This window comes from Halobacterium sp. NMX12-1 (genome assembly GCF_040435975.1).
Lineage (GTDB): Archaea > Halobacteriota > Halobacteria > Halobacteriales > Halobacteriaceae > Halobacterium > Halobacterium hubeiense.
On record NZ_CP159204.1, the window covers coordinates 1402999 to 1418227 of the forward strand.

Consider the following 15229-nt stretch of genomic DNA (forward strand, 5'->3'; position numbering starts at 1 on the left):
CCGCGCTCACATGAAGTTTCCGAGCCCGGTCTGGGTCTGCCCGCTCTTGACCTCGTCCCACGAGACGTCCAGCGCTTCGAGGATGCGCTCGATGGGGCCCTTCAGCGTCTTCTCCAGCATCACGTCGTAGTCGATTTCGAACGACTCGGGGATCTGGTCGGCGTACTCGTAGCAGATGACGTCGTGGTCGGTTTTGAACTCCACGTAGAGGGGGTCGTCGCGGATGTCGGGGTTCTCAGCTTCCAGCTCGCGGAAGAAGTCCGGGTGGACCTTCCGGAGGTAGACGCGCTTGGGCTTGGAGCCGCGCTGGAAGTTCGTGCCCAGCAGGAGGTTCGCGTACTTCGCGCCCCGGACCTGCGCGGTGTCGGTGTCGTAGTTGTCCAACCGCTTGCCGATGCCCCCCGGGATGCCGATGTCGTCGAGGTTCACGTCCCCGTCCTGGTACTCCTCGATGACGTCGTGGACGTACTCCTCGACGGCGTCGACGTCGCCCTCCTTGACGATGAGTTCGATGACGCGCTTCTGCACGCGCTTGGTGATGGGAGCGATGTCCGAGCGCTGGTACTCGAAGCCCGTGATGTCGATGTCGTCGACGTCCTTGCCCTCCTTCCAGACGATGTGGCCGGCGTAGCGCTTCTTCTTCCCGGCTTGGAAGAACCGCCGGTAGAGCTTCTCGAACTCTATCTGGAAGCGGTGCTCGTCGGCGTTGAGCTGTTCGCTGGCGAACTCGTCGTAGGCCGCGTTGATGTGGTCCTCGATGTCGAAGGACTCCTCGATGGCCTCCTCCTTCGAGAGGTCCGGCCCGAGTTCCAGCATCACGGAGTCGGTGTCGCCGTACGCGACCTCGTGGCCGACCTCGTTGGCGCCCTCCTCCGTGAACGAGATGACCTCGCGGCCAGTCGCGGTGACCGCCGCGCCCATCTCCTTGTCGTAGAGGCGGAACCGCTCCCAGCCCAGCACGCCGTAGAGGCTGTTCATGATGACCTTCACGGCGGCCTGCTGGCGGTCGTAGCGGTCGTAGGCCTCCGAGTCGGGGTCGTGTTCGTTGCGCGCGGCCTTCTTCTGCTCGCGCTCCGCGAGCGTCTCGTCGATGATTTCGCGGATGATGCCGTCCGGCTCCTTCCGAAAGTGCGTGCCGTTGGGCGCACGGTACGTCTCCCCGTCGTAGCTCTCGGGGTCGACCTTCGTCTCGGGTGACGCGTTCGTCGTCACCATGCACATCGGGTAGAGGCTCTTCAGGTCGAGCACGGTGACGTTCTCGCGGACGCCCGTAATCGGGTCGAAGACGGCGCCGCCCTCGTAGTCCTCGGACTCCTGTTGGCCCTTCGACGGAAGCACGAACCGGCCGTACGCCTTGTGCAGGATGTACAAGTCCACCGCGTCCCCGGGCGTCGTGGCGTCCTCCAGTTTGCAGCCGACGAACTCCGCGACCTCCTTCCAGAACGGGACGATGTTCTGCTTGCGGTCGATTTCCACGCAGAGCTCCACGTCCCTGACGTTGTACTCCAGCAGCCGCTCGGGGTCGTCCTCCCAGAGGTCGCCGATGTCGCCGGTGTAGCGTTCCTTCCCGGCGTCCAACTCCTTCTCGCCGACCGCGTCCAGTCGGTAGGAGTCCAGCTCCGAGCGCTGCATCCGCTGGTAGCCGTACAGCAGGTCGAACACCACGCGGCCCTTGATGTTCGGGCCACCCCAGCCCGACGTCCACACTTCGCCGACCCGCGAGAGCCTGTCCGAGTCGATGTCGTGCTCGCCGTACGAGCCGAGTTCGTCCAGCCGGTCGACGTAGTAGGGGGCGTCGAAGTCGTCGAAGTTCCAGCCCGTGAGCACGTCCGGGTCCGTCTTCTCGATGTAGTCGAGGAACGCCTCGTGCATCGCCTCCTCGCTGTCGAACGCTCGGACTTCGAGGTCCGCGCCGTCGTCCATCAGGTCGTGGTCGGCGAGCGCCTCCGGGGAGGGCGCGGTCGCCTCGGGCGCCTCGTAGAGCCACGCGACGTACTCGTCCCGGTAGGAGTCGTGGCTCGTCAGGCAGACGATGGGCTCCTCGCCGTCCTCGGGGAAGCCCGAGCGGTCGTCGACCTCGATGTCGAAGGTGTTGACGCGCACGTCGGCGTCCACGTCGCAGGTCTCGATTTCGTCGTGGTGGACGTAGACGGCGCCGTCGTCGGCGCGCCGCTCGGGCACGCGCAGCCCGCTGGTGATGTCCTTGTCGATGAGCAGGCGGTTCGGGAAGAGGATGTCCGCCTCGTAGTGGTCGAAGCGGTCCCGGACGTTCCCGACGTCCCGGGGGGTCCGGCCGAAAATCTTCGTGAGCTTCTCGCCGCGGATGGACTCGTAGGGGTCGCCGTTCTCGTCGGTCTCCTCGGAGCCCGTGATGACGTCCTGCGCGAGGTCGTCCTCGTCGATGCTGTCCGTGGGCGCGTAGAAGTACGGCCGGAACCCGTGGACGCGGACGTGCTCGGCGGTGTTGTCGGCGGTGCGGCCGAACACGTGGACGACGGGGCGCTCCCGGTCGCCCTCGCCCTCGACGGTGTAATCGACTTGCGTGACCATCAGTTCGACGTCGCCGTCGGCGTCCGGGAGTGCCTCGGCCTCCGCGGAGACGATTTCGTCCACGACGGGGTCGCCGTCCCCCGCGACGACTTCCGCTTCCGCGCGGACCGTGTCGTCGGGGACGCCCTCCGGGGCGTCCTCGCCGGCGTCGCCCCCCTCGTGCATGAACTCGGAGAGGTCCGTGTCTTCCATACCTCATCGTTCGGTCCTGTCGCCTAAAAACTCGCCCTTCGGACCGGCGAAATCGGTCGCCGGGAGAAGGCTTATGGTATGCTACTTCTTACCACAGGCCGAGGTGACAGACGTGACTGACCACGCAGCGGGCGACACGCACCGCTACAACGACGTCCCACAGCTGCCCGAGGGCGACGACGCCCGAGACACAGTCGAGTCCTACGACACAGAGGATGGCGTCGTGTTCTACGACGCCGACAATCCGCTCGCGTGGCTCAAGGCGACGAACGCCGTGTCGCTGGGCGACGTGCTCTGATAGGCAACGCTTTTCCACCGACGCCGCCCTTCTGTGAGCGTGTTCGACGAAGACGAGGCGGACGGCGACCACGACTTCCTCGACGAGGAACCCACTGACGCCGAGCAGGACCTCGCCCCCGAGGTCGATGTCCCGTCCGTTGACGCGCCCGAGGTTCCGGACGCCTCCGACGCGCCCGCCGGGCTCCGCCGGAAGTTCTGGACGCTCGTCGCCACGTTCAACATCGCGCTGTTCGCGGTCAGCATCGGCCTCCTGTTCGTGGTGTTCCGTGGTCGCGTGCGCGACGGCGGCCTCGCAGTCGTCCTCGGGCTCGCGCTGTTTGCCGCCGGCTACCGCCGCTACCGCCGCTACACGAACGAAGGCGTGGCCGGCGACGCCGACGACGACTGAGCCCGGAAGGCCTAACGCCACACGCGTCTTTCTTCCGGCCATGCGAACGGTCCGCGACGACGACGGCCACCGCTACCTCCTCCTCAAGCAGAGCAGCGACAGCAGCCTCGTCCGCGACCCCGAGACCGGCGACGAGCGCCACGTTCCCAACGACGACCTCGAACCCGCGGACGGCGAGGCGCCGCTGGACGCGCTCGCGTCCGCCGTCCCCGAGCCCGCGCGCCGCGTCACCACCGCCTGCCACGACGACTGGCACCTCGGCCTGCTCGTCGACCTTGCGGACCGCGGCCCGCTGGCGGCCCGCGAGATGCTCGGCGCGTACGACACCTGCGAGAGCGACCTGCTCGGCGCCGTCACCGAACTCCGCGCCGCCGGCCTCGTCGAGGAAGCCACCGTCAACGGCGAGCGCGGCTACCGGCTCACCGAGCCCGGACGAGAAGGAATCGCCGCGCTCCGGGACTGACGCCTACCGGCGGTCAGCCAGCCGCTCGAAGTCGGTGCGCAGCCACTCGACGCGCGTCGCGAGGCGGTCTCGCTCGTGGCGCAAGTCCTGCAGGTACCAGTCGGGGTCGTCGCCCAGCGACACCCCCTCCAGTTCCGCGTCCTCGATGCCCTGTTCGGTCTGGTACGCCGCCGCCAACGCGTAGTAGAAGTGCGCGTCCGCGACTGCCTCCTCGGCCGCCGCTACCTCGGATTCGGCGTCCTCGACGATCGACGCCGCGTTCGCGACGGCCTCCCCGGGCGACTCCTCGCCGGCTAGCCCGCCGTCCCCGTCGAAGTCGATGGCTGCTTCGGCGTCGCTCAGTGCTTCCTTGCCCTCACGGCGCTGGCGGTTCACTCGCGTGAAGTGGTCCCTCGCTGCGCTGTACCGCTGGAACGCCCGTAGGTACAGCGCCTCGACGAGCGCCCGCAGCGCGCGCTGGAACCGGTTCCACGACAGGTCCTCGCCCCCGCCGACGTCGTTCAACACAGGGAACACGTCGTCCGCACAGTAGTCGCGCACGTACTCCCGAAGCGCGGCAGCGTCCTCGCCGTCTCGGAGTTCCTCGCCCGCGACTGCTTCGGGGCCGTGGAACTGCTCAGTGAGCGCTCGTACGTGGTCTCGGTGCGCGTCGTACAGCGGCCCCGAAACTTCGCGGACCGTCTCCGCTCGGTCCGCGATGGCGTCCTCGTAGTTCCCGTTCCCCCCTGTCAGCGACGCTGGCTCAGTGTTGCCGGCCCCCATCTACCACGATTATGTCATACGAATACTAAAATCTCTTTTGAATGTTGGCATCACTACTGTCAGTCCGCGAGCACGTCCTCGGCGTCCCGCACCACGCGCGAGCGGTTCGACGTGGCGTCTTTCTCCACGCGCACCACGTCGTCGGCGGCGTCCACGAGTTCGTCGTCGTGGCTCACTACGACAATCTGCTCGACGCCCATGCGGCGCATCTGCTCGACCAGTTCAACCAACTGGGAGACGTGCCCCGAGTCGAGGAAGACGGTGGGTTCGTCGAGGATGAGCGGCGGGAGCGGCGCCTCACCGTCGATGCCCTCCGCGAGCAGCCGGTAGATGGCGCAGCGCAGGCTGAGGTTGAACAGCGCGCGCTCCCCACCCGAGAGCTGCTCGGGTTCCAGCGGCTCGCCGTCCTTCTGATAGACGGTGAGCTCGTAGTCCCCGGAGAGTTCGATGCGGGCGTACGAGTCGTTCTGGTAGACCAGCTCGAATGTCTCGTTCAGCAGGCGTTCGAGCTTCGCGACGTTCTGCTGGCGCAGCTCCGCGCGCAGGTCGCCGTACGTCGCCTCCAGCTCGGCGACCTCGTCGTGAATCTCCTGTAGCTCGTCGAGGCGCGCGGCGACCGTCTCGCGCTGGTCGCGCAGCGCTTCCAGCTCCTCGATGGCGTTCTCGGCCGCGCCAATCTGGCCCTGTAGCTCGTCGCGGCGCTCCCGGAGGTTGTCGAGCTTGGGTTCGACCTGTTCGAGGTAGTCCTCGGCGCGCTCCTTGTCCGCCTTCGCCGCCTCGATTCGGTCCTCGTCGAAGTCGGCTTCCAGCGACTGCTTGCGCTCGCGGAGGTCGCTCAAGCGGTCGCGGCGCTCGTCGTTGCGGTCGTCGAGGCTCGCGCGCTGCTCCGCGAGCTGGTCGGCGGCCTCGCGGTGGTCGGCCGCTTCTTCGAGCACGTCCACGAGGTCAGCCAGCCGCTCGACGCGCTCCTTGAGCGCGGACTGTTCGGCGTTCAACTCCGCGAGCTCCTCGCGCTTGGACTCGGCCTGCTCGCGCTTGGCTTCGGCTTCCTCGCGGGCGTTCCCGGCTTCGGCTTCGAGTTCGTCGGCTTCCTCGCGCTTGGCTTCGGCTTCCTCGCGCGCTTCGCCGACGGCCTCCGCGCGGTCGTCGCGGCGTTCGACCGCCAACTCGCGGTTGCGTTCGAGGTCCGCGACCTCGCGCTCGCGCTCCACGAGGCTCTCGGCGCGGTCGATGTGCTCGGTGACGTCCTCGACGTCTTCCTCGATTGTCTCCAGTTCGGCTTCGAGGTCCGCGACGCGCTCGCGGTACTCGTCGACGCTCTCGACGTGCGGCGACCCCTCGATCGGTTGGCCGCACTCCGGGCACTTCCCGGCGTCCAGTAGCTGTTCGGCTTCTTCGACGCGGTCTTCCGCGGACTGGAGGTCCGCGCGCACGCCTTCGCGGCGCTCGCGAAGGTCGTCGAGGTCCGCGTTCAGCGAGTCGAGGTGCGCCTCGGCGTTCCCGAACTCCACGGGCGCGCCCTCGAAGGCCGCCTTCGCCTCGGCGATTTCGTCGTCCAACTCCGCGATGCGCTCGACGGCCTCCTCGCGTTCCGCGTCGAGTTCGTCCGCTTCTCTTTCGAGTTCGTCGGCCGTCGAGCGGAGGTCGGCAGCGCGTTCTTCGAGGTCGTCGGCGCGCTCGGCGGCGTTGTCGGCCTCCGTCGAGAGCTTCGACACCTCGGGCGCGACCTCGGAGACGCGCTCGGTGACGTTCTCGCGTTCTTCGGCGAGTTCCTCGCGCTTGCTCTCGGCGGCTTCGGCGTCGGCCTCGTCCAGTTCGGTCTCCGCGACCAGCTCCTCGGCCTCGGCTTCGAGGTCGTCGGCGCGCTCGCGGTGCTCGCTGACTTCCTCCCCGAGTTCCTCGCGCTCGCTTTCGGTCTCCGCGATGGCCTCCCGGACCTCGGTAATCGTCTCCTCGACGTCTTCGAGTTCCGCGCGCTTCTCCTCGTAGGCCTCTAAGACGCTTTCGGCGTCTTCGAGCGTCTCGCGGGCGGTCTCGCGCTGCTCCTCGAAGTTCTCGATTTCCTCGGTGACGTCCGCGAGCTCGGATTTCAGGCTCGCCAGCTCGTCGTGTGGGTCGTCGGCCTCCTTGGCCTCGATTTGCTCGTCCAGTTGGTCGAGCTTCCCCGCGACGTTGCTCTTGACGTCCTCCACGCCGAGCCGCGCGTCCCCGGCGCGCTGGCGGTACTCCTCCAGTTTGCCGAGTTGGAGCAGGTCGTCGAGCATGTCCTGCCGGGTGCTCGGGGAGGCGTTGATGAGCTTGTTCACCTCGCCCTGCCGGACGTACGCGCAGTTCACGAACGCCTCCGCGTCCATCCGCAGCAGGTCGCCGACGAACTCCTCGACGTCGGTGACGCCGTCGATGCTCCCCGACGGCGTTTCGAGCGTGCAGTCCGGCGTCGACGCGCGCTCGCCCGTGTTCCGGACGCGGCGGTGGACGTGGTAGTCGTTGCCCGCGTGCGTGAACCAGAGGTCGATTTCGGCCTCCTCCGCGCCGATGGTGACGATTTCGTCCAGCGTCTTGTCGAGGGCGCTCGCGCCGTACAGCGCGAAGAAACAGGCCTCCAGCAGGCTGGACTTCCCGCTGCCGTTCAGCCCGTGGATGACCGTCACTCCGGAGTCGAGGCGCACGTCCGCGTCCTCGTAGCACTTGAAGTTCCGCAGGGAGACGCGCGTGAATCTCACGAGAAGTCCTCCATGGTCGTCGCCTGCGCTTGCTCGGCCGATTCGTCGTCTGTGTCGGCGTCGGCGCTCGGCTCGTCGTCGAGCACGTCCTCGACGCGCTGTTTCACGCGCTCGCGGACGTTCGAGTCCGCGACGTCGAGGTCCCGGACCGTGTCGTCGACGTCGAGGCCCGCTTCGCTCAGCCCCATCTCGCGGACGCGCTCGCGGACGGCCTCGTCGGGGTCCGCGAACGACACCTCGACGTCTTCCTCGGCTTCGACCTCGCGGCGGTCGTTGACGCGCGTGAGCAGCGCGCCGCGCTCGTCGCCGAAGCGCTCGACGTCGGCGGGCGTCACGGTGTCGCCGTCACCCTCCACGGTGACGACGACCACCGCGTCCTCCACGTCGCGCTCGCGGAGTCGCTCGCGGACGTACTCGGTGCCGTCCTCCGGCCCGAGGTCGACGTCCACGAACACGAACTCGCGGGTCTCGATGCCCTTCCGGGAGATGGCGACGTCGCCGTCGTCGAACTCTACGAGGTTGTAGCCGCGGGGGTCGCGCTCGCTGGCGCTCGCGCGCTCCGTCGACCCGCAGTACGTGACCCACGTGTCGCCGACCTGCGCGGTGTCCGCGGCGTGGTTGTCGCCGAGGAGGACGGCGTCGAAGTCGACGTTCGACTCGCCGAGCACCGCGTCGAGGTCCCAGTTGGCGTGCGCGAACGGCGTGAACAGGCCGTGGGAGACGAGCGCGGTGTGCTCGGCGTCCGGCTCCGCGAACTCGTAGTCGAGAGCGTCGCGCTTGGACTCGGGGACGTAGTCGAGGCCGTAGAACGCGGTGTCGCCGACGCGGCGGCCGGTCTCGTCGAGGCGCTCGGCGAGCCCCAGCGTCTCGAAGAGGTCCAGCCACTGGGCGTCCCGCGTGCCCTCGTGGTTGCCGACGATGGCGAGGAACGGAATGTCGGCGTCACGGAGCGGCCGCAGCGCGTCGATGGTGCCGAGGATGTCGCGGAGGCCGGGGCGGCGGTCGTGGTAGAGGTCGCCGGCGTGGACGACGGCGTCCACGTCCGCCGCGACGGCGTCCTCAACGACGGACTCGAAGGCGTCGAGGAAGTCCTGCCGGCGCTCGGGGGAGTGGTACTGGCGGTAGCCGAGGTGGGTGTCCCCCGTGTGGATGACGCGAGCCATTACTGTGGGGATGTAGCGCTACGCCGGATAAAGGTTCGGCGCTTCAGCGGACGACGCGGTGACCACCGGGCGGCGCGACAGCCAGCGAGACGGCGATTACGCGAGCGTGTAGATGCGCTTGCGGGCGTCCGAGAACGAGAACCGGGACTCGACGACGTCCTGCTCTTCGAGGCGGGTGAGTGCGTACCGCACGGTGCGGGCGGGCAGCAGCGTCTCCTCCGCGAGCTCGCTCTGCGTGAGGGTGTCGTTGTATTCGAGGACTTTCGCGACGAGCTTCGCGCTCGGCGGGAGGTCTTCGAGTGCTTCGACCGTGTCGCCGTCGATTGCGGTGGCGCTCATACCCACCGATACTGAATGCACTTAGATAATGGTTTCGCTATCTAAAATGCACAATAGTAATCTATAGGCTCACGGACGCTCGAACGGCACCGGCGCCCGGACGTCGGTGGCGGACCGCGCCAGTTCCACGACGAACGGCCCCTCGCGCTCCCGCCACTCGTCTTCGTACTGGCGGAACGCGTCGTCGGCCAGCGTCACCTCGACAGTCACCGTTTCCCCGGCGTCGACGTGGACGGACTCGAACCCCCCCAAGTCGCGCTCGGGCCCGTCCCCGCTGGCGTCGTCGGCCGGCCGCACGTACGCCTGTACGACCTCGCGGCCCGGACGCTCGGCCGTGTTCGCCACCGTCACCCGTACCGTCGATGCGTCCACCTGCTCGGCGCCGCGGTACGCGAACGACGCGTACGACTCGCCGTGCCCGAACGGGTAGACCGCTTCGTCGTCGCTCGCCTCGAAGTGGCGGTACCCCACGCGGCGCCCCTCGCTGTACTCGACGACCCGGTCCTCGCCCGGGAACTGCTCGGATGCCGCAGTCGGATACGCCGACTCCGCGGCGAACGACACCGGCAGCCGGCCGCCGGGGTCGCTGTCCCCGTACAGCACCGCCGCCGCCGCGTCCCCGTGAGCCTGCCCCGGATACCAGTTCTCCACGACCGCCGCCACGTTTTCCCGCCACGGCAGCTCCACGGGTCCGCTGGAGTTGACGACGACCACGGTGCGGTCGTTCGCGTCCGCCACCGCCGACACCAGTTCGTCCTGCCGGCCGGGCAGCCGCAGGTCCGGCCGGTCCATCGCCTCGGTCGCTTGGTCCCGGACGAAGACGACCGCGACGTCCGCGTCCGCGGCCGCCGCGGCGGCGTCCTCGACCGAGCGGTCGCCGTCCGCGGGCGGTTCCGTCTCCCCGAAGAACGACAGGTCCGACACGGGCTCGACGCCGTGCGCGACGGTCACCTCGCCGCCCGCGCGCTCGGTCACGCCCTCGGCGGGCGTCGACGAGACGAACGGCGTGACCTCCGAGGACCCGCCGCCGCCCAGCAGCGCCTCGTCGACGTTCGGGCCGACCACCGCGACGTCCGCTTCGTCGTCCAGCGGGAGGACGCCGTCGTTGGCCAACAACACCGTGCCGCGGACCGCCACGCGCTCCGCGAGCGCCCGGTGCTCCGGGGTGTCCAGTGCGCCGTCGGGTCGCTCGCCGCCGAGCCGACCCACAGACGCCATCTGGGAGAGGACGCGGCCCGCCATGTCCGCGAGCCGGTCCGCGGACACGTCGCCGGCTTCGACGTCGGCCGCGAGCTCCGTCTCGAAGCGCGCGGCCGTCCGCATGTCCGGCATCCCGCCGCCGAGTTCGTCGAAGTCCACGTCCGGCCCGCCCTCGTCCATCCCCATCAGCGACGCGAGCTCCTCGCCGGTGACCCCGGGCATCTCCACGTCGAGGCCGCCGTTCGCCGACCGAACGGAGTCCGTGGTCCCGAACCAGTCCGAGACGACGAACCCCTCGAAGCCCCACTCGTCTTTGAGCACGTCGCCGAGCAGGCGGCCGTGTTCGCTCATCGGCGTCCCGTTGACGCTGTTGTAGCCGGACATCACCGCGCCCGCGCCGGCGTCCACGGCTGCCCGGAACGCCGGCAGGTAGAGCTCCCGCAGCGGCTGCTCGTCGACGCGCACGTCCACGGTCGCCCGGTCGGTCTCCTGGTTGTTCGCGACGTAGTGTTTCACGCACGCGAGCACGTCCTCGGCCTGGACGCCCTCGACGACCGCGGCCGCGAACGCCGCCGAATGCACCGGGTCCTCGGAGAAGTACTCGAAGTTCCGACCGCCGTGGGGGACTCGAATCAGGTTCGTCCCCGGGCCGAGCAACACGTCCTGCCCGTGGGCCGCCGCTTCGCGCCCCATCGCGGCGCCCTGCGAGCGCGCCAGCGACGGGTCGAACGTCGCGGCCAGTGCCAGCGGCGCTGGGAACGCGGTCGCTCGCCGGTCCGGAATCCGGACGCCGAGCGGGCCGTCGACGAACCGGAGCGGCGGGACGTCCAGCCGGTCGACGCCCGGGAGGTAGCCGGTCGCGGTTCCCTCGGGGTCGAGGGCGCCGTGGACGAGTCGGACTAACTCCGCGCGGTCGAGTTCATCGAGGAGGGCGGCCACCTCGTCGTCTGTTGACTCCATGCCGGACGTTCCATTCCTCCGACACATAGGCTTCGTGTTTTCGGACGCCGCGCTGGTGGACGCTGCGCCGACGTGGCGAGGGGTTAGGTCACCCGAAGCCTCTTATGAACTAACACCCTACCCAGTGGTGATGACCGAGACCGCAGAGGACGCCGAGCTGCCCTACGACGAGGGCGCCTCGCTCCAGGAGAAGATCGAGGCCCTAGAGGAGCAGCTGTCGGCCCTCGAGGACGAGAACGAGGAGATGCGGGACCGTCTGCTCGACGCCAACGCAGAGAACAACAAGTACCAGCAGAAGCTCGAGCGGCTCTCCCACGAGAACAAGAAGCTCAAGCAGTCGCCGCTGTTCGTCGCCACCGTCCAGGAGCTCAACGACGAGGGCGCCATCATCAAGCAACACGGCAACAACCAGGAGGCGCTCACCGAGGTCACCGAGGACCTCCGCGAGGACCTCGAACCCGGCGCCCGCGTCGCGGTCAACAACTCCCTCTCTATCGTCGAACGCCTCGACGACGAGGCCGACGTCCGCGCTCGCGTGATGGAGGTCGACGAGTCCCCCGACGTCGGCTACGAGGACATCGGCGGCCTCGACGACCAGCTCCGCGAGGTCCGCGAGACCGTCGAACTCCCGATGAAAGAGCCCGGGATGTTCGACACGGTCGGCATTGACCCGCCGAGCGGCGTGCTCCTCCACGGGCCGCCGGGCACCGGGAAGACGCTGATGGCGAAAGCCGTCGCCGCCCAGACGGACGCGACGTTCATCAAGATGGCCGGCAGCGAGCTCGTCCACAAGTTCATCGGGGAGGGCGCGAAGCTCGTCCGCGACCTCTTCCAGGTCGCCCGCGACCACGAGCCCGCCGTCGTCTTCATCGACGAGATCGACGCCATCGCCTCCAAGCGCACGGACTCGAAGACGTCCGGCGACGCGGAGGTCCAGCGGACGATGATGCAGCTCCTGAGCGAGATGGACGGCTTCGACGAGCGCGGCGACATCCGCATCATCGCCGCGACCAACCGCTTCGACATGCTCGACCGCGCCATCCTCCGCCCCGGCCGCTTCGACCGCCTCATCGAGGTGCCGAACCCCGACGAGACCGGCCGCGAGAAGATCTTCCGCATCCACACGCGGAGCATGAACCTCTCGGAGGACGTCGACTTCGCGCGCCTCGCCGCCGAGACCGACGACAAGTCCGGCGCGGACGTCGCCGCCATCTGCACGGAGGCGGGGATGTTCGCCATCCGCGACGACCGCGAGGAGATCACGATGCAGGACTTCCAGAACGCGCTGGAGAAGCTCGAACAGGACACCGACGCCAGCGCCGAGCCCACGCGCACCTTCGCGTAGCCGGCGCCCCCACTCTCGTTCTCTCCTCTCCGCTTCCCGGTGCGCAGCCGCGACGCTGTCCTGTTTCGCGGACGACGGGGAGAGCGCCGCTACCTCACAGCGCCGTGAAGACTGCGTACGGGACGCCGAACAGAAGAACTGTCGTCGCGAGCAGGACAAGTCCGTAGCTCGCGAACGTGGCGAGCGCGGTCACCCACGAGGGGTGCTCGAAGTCCGAGAGCGTCGCGGTCATACGCGTCGGTTGCCGCGCTCGCCCGTAAAAGTTCGCGTTAGACGATGTCGCCGATGCGGCGGGGCTCCCCGGACAGCGAGGGGTCGCGCTCGACGAGCTTGAGCACCTCGTGGTCGGTGATCTCGTGGTAGTCCTTGTCGGTGGCGTTCTCGATGAGCTCGCGCTCCATGCGGAACTCGGTGCCTTCGTAGACGACGTCGACGCCGTCGTCCTCGAACGAGAGCGTAGTCATACCGCGGCGTAGGCGGCGGGCGGACAAAAGCCCGCCGTCCGACGGTTGGCGTGCGTTCTCGCGGGGTTTATTGGCGTGCGGGGTGATTGGACGGGTGTGCTCGGCCCGAACCCGATAGACGAACTCGTCGTGCCCGACGGCACCACCGTGCAGGAACACGACGTGGTGGTGGACGGCGACGTGCTGGTGGGCGGCCAGTCCACGGTCGAACTCGGGGTTCGCGGCCACAGCGTCATCGCGGGCGAACGCGTCTCCGTCGCCGGCGACATCGAGGCCGACGGCGACTGCCGGCTGGACATGTGGTGCGACGTGGACGGCAACGTCCTCGCCAGCGAGGACGCGTACCTCGGCGAGCGCGTCCACATCACCGGCCGCCTCGTGGTCGGCGGCGACCTCGACATCGGCGACGACGTCGACATCGAGGAGGGGTTCGAGGCCTCCGGCTGGATTGTCATCCGGAACCCGATGCCCACCATCACGTTCTTCGTCGTCTACCTCACCCACCTCCTCCAGATCGGCGAGGAGGAGGAAGCCGAGGAGCTCGTCGAGCAGTTCGCCGCCGACGGCGACGCCCAGCCGCTGACGATTCCCCGTTCCGGGAGCGTCTCCGACGACGCGTGGCGCGTCTCCACGCCCGCCACCATCGGCGACGACTGCCGGCTGCACGGGAACATCCGCGCGACCAGCATCGACGTCGGCGAGGACAACAACATCTTCGGCAGCCTGCGCGCCCAAGACGACGTGAGCGTGGGCTCGGGCACGAAGATTCACGGCGACGTCACCACGCGCAACGGCGACGTGCGCGTCGAACCGGGCGCGGTCGTGCTCGGCGACGTCTCCGGGCAGAACGTCCACGTCCACCCGGACGCCGACGTGGACGGCGTCATCCGCGCCCGCGGCGAGATGCACCTCGGCAGCCGCGCCGACCGCGACCCCGAATAGTTTAGTCGGCTCCCCGACCAGTCCTATCTATGTCTGATTCGCCCGCCAGCGACGACGCCGACGCGGGCAACCCCCACGTTCCCGAGCGCGGCGAACCGGACTCGTCGCCGTCGCCGCTCGTCGTCGGCGTGACGCTGTGGCGCGAGGCAGTCGTCGCGGCGCTGGGCCTCCTCGCGTTGCTCACCGGCGTCCACGGCTACTGGTTCGTCCTCGACGGCGGCTTCTACGACTACCAGTACACCGACGTGAACCTCGTCGGCGACCTTGCATTCCTGTTCGCCGGCGTGATTCTCGTCTTCGTCGCAGTCGGGAGCGCCGTGACGCGCCTGCGCGCCGATTAACGCTCGTGCTCGTCGTCGAGCGGGTCCTCGACCTCGCCGGCGATGGCCTCCAGCGCGTCCGTGACCGTGACGAGGCCGACGACGCGGTCGTCCTCGTCGGTGACGAACGCCAGCTCCTGGCGCTCCGACTGGAAGCGGTCGATTGCCTCACTGACGGACAGCGACGCCGGAATCGTCATCGGCGGCTGGGCGACGTCTTCGAGGGTGTCCTCGCCCGTCCGGAGGTCGTCGAGGTCGCGGAACACCGCCGGCAGGTAGACGATGCCGCGGAAGTCGTCGAGGGTCTCGCCGACCAGCGGGTACCGGACGTGGGGCGTCTCGCTCATCCGTTCGAGGTTCTCTTCGAGGCTGACGCTCGCCGAAAGCGCGACGACGTCGTCGGCGTCCACCATCACGCTCTCGACGGGCATCTGGTCGATGTCGAGCGCGCCCAGCACTTCCTCGCGGCGCTCCCGGGTGAGGTCGGACTCGCCGAGCACGGACCCGAGGCGGTTCCGGAGGTCGGCGCGCGTCTCGATGACGTCCTCCTCGGTCTCCAGCCACGCGCCGGTCATCTCCACGCCGAACAGCTTCAGCGTCCCCTTCGCGATGCCGTCTCCGAGCTTGATGATGGGGGAGATGGCGAAGTGGAACCAGTAGAGGGGCGCGGCGCCGTACTTGGAGACGAACCGGGAGCGCTCGACGCCGAGGTACGTCGGCGTCTGCTCGCCGTGCGTGAGGTGGACGAGGTTGATGAGGAGGAACGCGAGCACGGCGCCGCCGCCGACGGAGGCGAGGAGCGTGTCGTGGAATATCGGCTCGAAGATGGCGGCGAGCGCGGGCTCGGCGACGATACCGACCGCAATCGAGGACGCGGTGATGCCGACCTGGCAGGTGGTGAGGTAGAGTTCGAGGTCGTTGGTCATCTCCCACGCGCGTTCGAGGGCGGGGTTGCCGTCCACGAACTCCTCCTCGGTGAACTGGCGGGCACGAGTGAGCGCGAACTCGATGGCGACGAAGAAGCCGTTCGCGAGAATCAATCCGAGTCCCGCGACCAGACGGAGCGTGACCTCCAGCGTGTTCATCGCCGGAGTGGTTCCGGCGGGCGCCGAATATCC

The 15229-nt window shown here is 68.6% G+C and carries 15 protein-coding genes; 6 read left to right on the forward strand and 9 right to left on the reverse strand.

Features of this window, described 5'->3' with window-relative positions:
* Nucleotides 1-6 precede the first annotated feature (6 nt).
* Nucleotides 7-2742, reverse strand: coding sequence for a DNA-directed DNA polymerase (locus ABSL23_RS08935; RefSeq protein ID WP_353633462.1), 2736 nt, complete (start codon nucleotides 2740-2742; stop codon nucleotides 7-9).
* A 103-nt stretch (nucleotides 2743-2845) separates the two neighbouring features.
* Between ABSL23_RS08935 and ABSL23_RS08940 the strand changes: the two genes are divergently transcribed.
* Genes ABSL23_RS08940 through ABSL23_RS08950 form a run of 3 tightly spaced genes read left to right on the forward strand, consistent with a single transcriptional unit; the run spans nucleotide 2846 to nucleotide 3893 of the window.
* On the forward strand, nucleotides 2846-3040 hold the full coding sequence (locus ABSL23_RS08940; protein ID WP_179204581.1) for a hypothetical protein: 195 nt from the start codon (nucleotides 2846-2848) through the stop codon (nucleotides 3038-3040).
* A gap of 39 nt (nucleotides 3041-3079) precedes the next feature.
* Nucleotides 3080-3430, forward strand: coding sequence for a hypothetical protein (locus ABSL23_RS08945; RefSeq protein ID WP_353633463.1), 351 nt, complete (start codon nucleotides 3080-3082; stop codon nucleotides 3428-3430).
* Nucleotides 3431-3470: 40 nt separating this feature from the next.
* Nucleotides 3471-3893, forward strand: coding sequence for a hypothetical protein (locus ABSL23_RS08950; protein WP_353633464.1), 423 nt, complete (start codon nucleotides 3471-3473; stop codon nucleotides 3891-3893).
* A 3-nt stretch (nucleotides 3894-3896) separates the two neighbouring features.
* Here ABSL23_RS08950 and ABSL23_RS08955 read toward each other — a convergent pair whose 3' ends face one another.
* The 5 genes from ABSL23_RS08955 to ABSL23_RS08975 form a co-directional block, all read right to left on the reverse strand.
* Nucleotides 3897-4655 (reverse strand): hypothetical protein, encoded by a 759-nt coding sequence (locus ABSL23_RS08955; protein ID WP_353633465.1) that lies wholly within the window; start codon nucleotides 4653-4655, stop codon nucleotides 3897-3899.
* 59 nt (nucleotides 4656-4714) lie between these two features.
* Nucleotides 4715-7378, reverse strand: coding sequence for a DNA double-strand break repair ATPase Rad50 (gene rad50 / locus ABSL23_RS08960; protein WP_353633466.1), 2664 nt, complete (start codon nucleotides 7376-7378; stop codon nucleotides 4715-4717).
* Entirely contained in the window at nucleotides 7375-8541 is a 1167-nt protein-coding gene (mre11, locus tag ABSL23_RS08965) for a DNA double-strand break repair protein Mre11 (protein WP_353633467.1), read from the reverse strand. The genes rad50 and mre11 overlap by 4 nt, the downstream gene beginning before the upstream one ends.
* A gap of 96 nt (nucleotides 8542-8637) precedes the next feature.
* The gene (locus ABSL23_RS08970) at nucleotides 8638-8880 is read right to left on the reverse strand and encodes a helix-turn-helix domain-containing protein (protein ID WP_059056281.1); all 243 of its coding nucleotides are present in this window, start codon (nucleotides 8878-8880) and stop codon (nucleotides 8638-8640) included.
* A gap of 69 nt (nucleotides 8881-8949) precedes the next feature.
* Nucleotides 8950-11040: a glycoside hydrolase family 3 C-terminal domain-containing protein gene (locus ABSL23_RS08975; protein WP_353633468.1), complete on the reverse strand. Its 2091-nt coding sequence runs from the start codon at nucleotides 11038-11040 to the stop codon at nucleotides 8950-8952.
* Nucleotides 11041-11170: 130 nt separating this feature from the next.
* Between ABSL23_RS08975 and ABSL23_RS08980 the strand changes: the two genes are divergently transcribed.
* A complete protein-coding gene (locus ABSL23_RS08980; RefSeq protein ID WP_353633469.1) occupies nucleotides 11171-12385 on the forward strand; it encodes a proteasome-activating nucleotidase in 1215 nt (404 codons plus the stop codon).
* 94 nt (nucleotides 12386-12479) lie between these two features.
* Here the strand turns inward: ABSL23_RS08980 and ABSL23_RS08985 are convergent, their stop codons facing one another.
* A complete protein-coding gene (locus tag ABSL23_RS08985; protein WP_353633470.1) occupies nucleotides 12480-12617 on the reverse strand; it encodes a hypothetical protein in 138 nt (45 codons plus the stop codon).
* Between the two features lie 37 nt (nucleotides 12618-12654).
* Nucleotides 12655-12849 (reverse strand): DUF5800 family protein, encoded by a 195-nt coding sequence (locus ABSL23_RS08990; RefSeq protein WP_353633471.1) that lies wholly within the window; start codon nucleotides 12847-12849, stop codon nucleotides 12655-12657.
* A gap of 96 nt (nucleotides 12850-12945) precedes the next feature.
* Between ABSL23_RS08990 and ABSL23_RS08995 the strand changes: the two genes are divergently transcribed.
* Together ABSL23_RS08995 and ABSL23_RS09000 are read left to right on the forward strand one after the other, a co-directional pair.
* A complete protein-coding gene (locus tag ABSL23_RS08995; protein ID WP_353633472.1) occupies nucleotides 12946-13791 on the forward strand; it encodes a polymer-forming cytoskeletal protein in 846 nt (281 codons plus the stop codon).
* A gap of 29 nt (nucleotides 13792-13820) precedes the next feature.
* Nucleotides 13821-14132, forward strand: a complete 312-nt coding sequence (locus ABSL23_RS09000; RefSeq protein WP_353633473.1) for a hypothetical protein — start codon at nucleotides 13821-13823, stop codon at nucleotides 14130-14132.
* Here ABSL23_RS09000 and ABSL23_RS09005 read toward each other — a convergent pair.
* Nucleotides 14129-15196: a hemolysin family protein gene (locus ABSL23_RS09005; RefSeq protein ID WP_353633474.1), complete on the reverse strand. Its 1068-nt coding sequence runs from the start codon at nucleotides 15194-15196 to the stop codon at nucleotides 14129-14131. The genes ABSL23_RS09000 and ABSL23_RS09005 overlap by 4 nt on opposite strands.
* Nucleotides 15197-15229 lie beyond the last annotated feature (33 nt).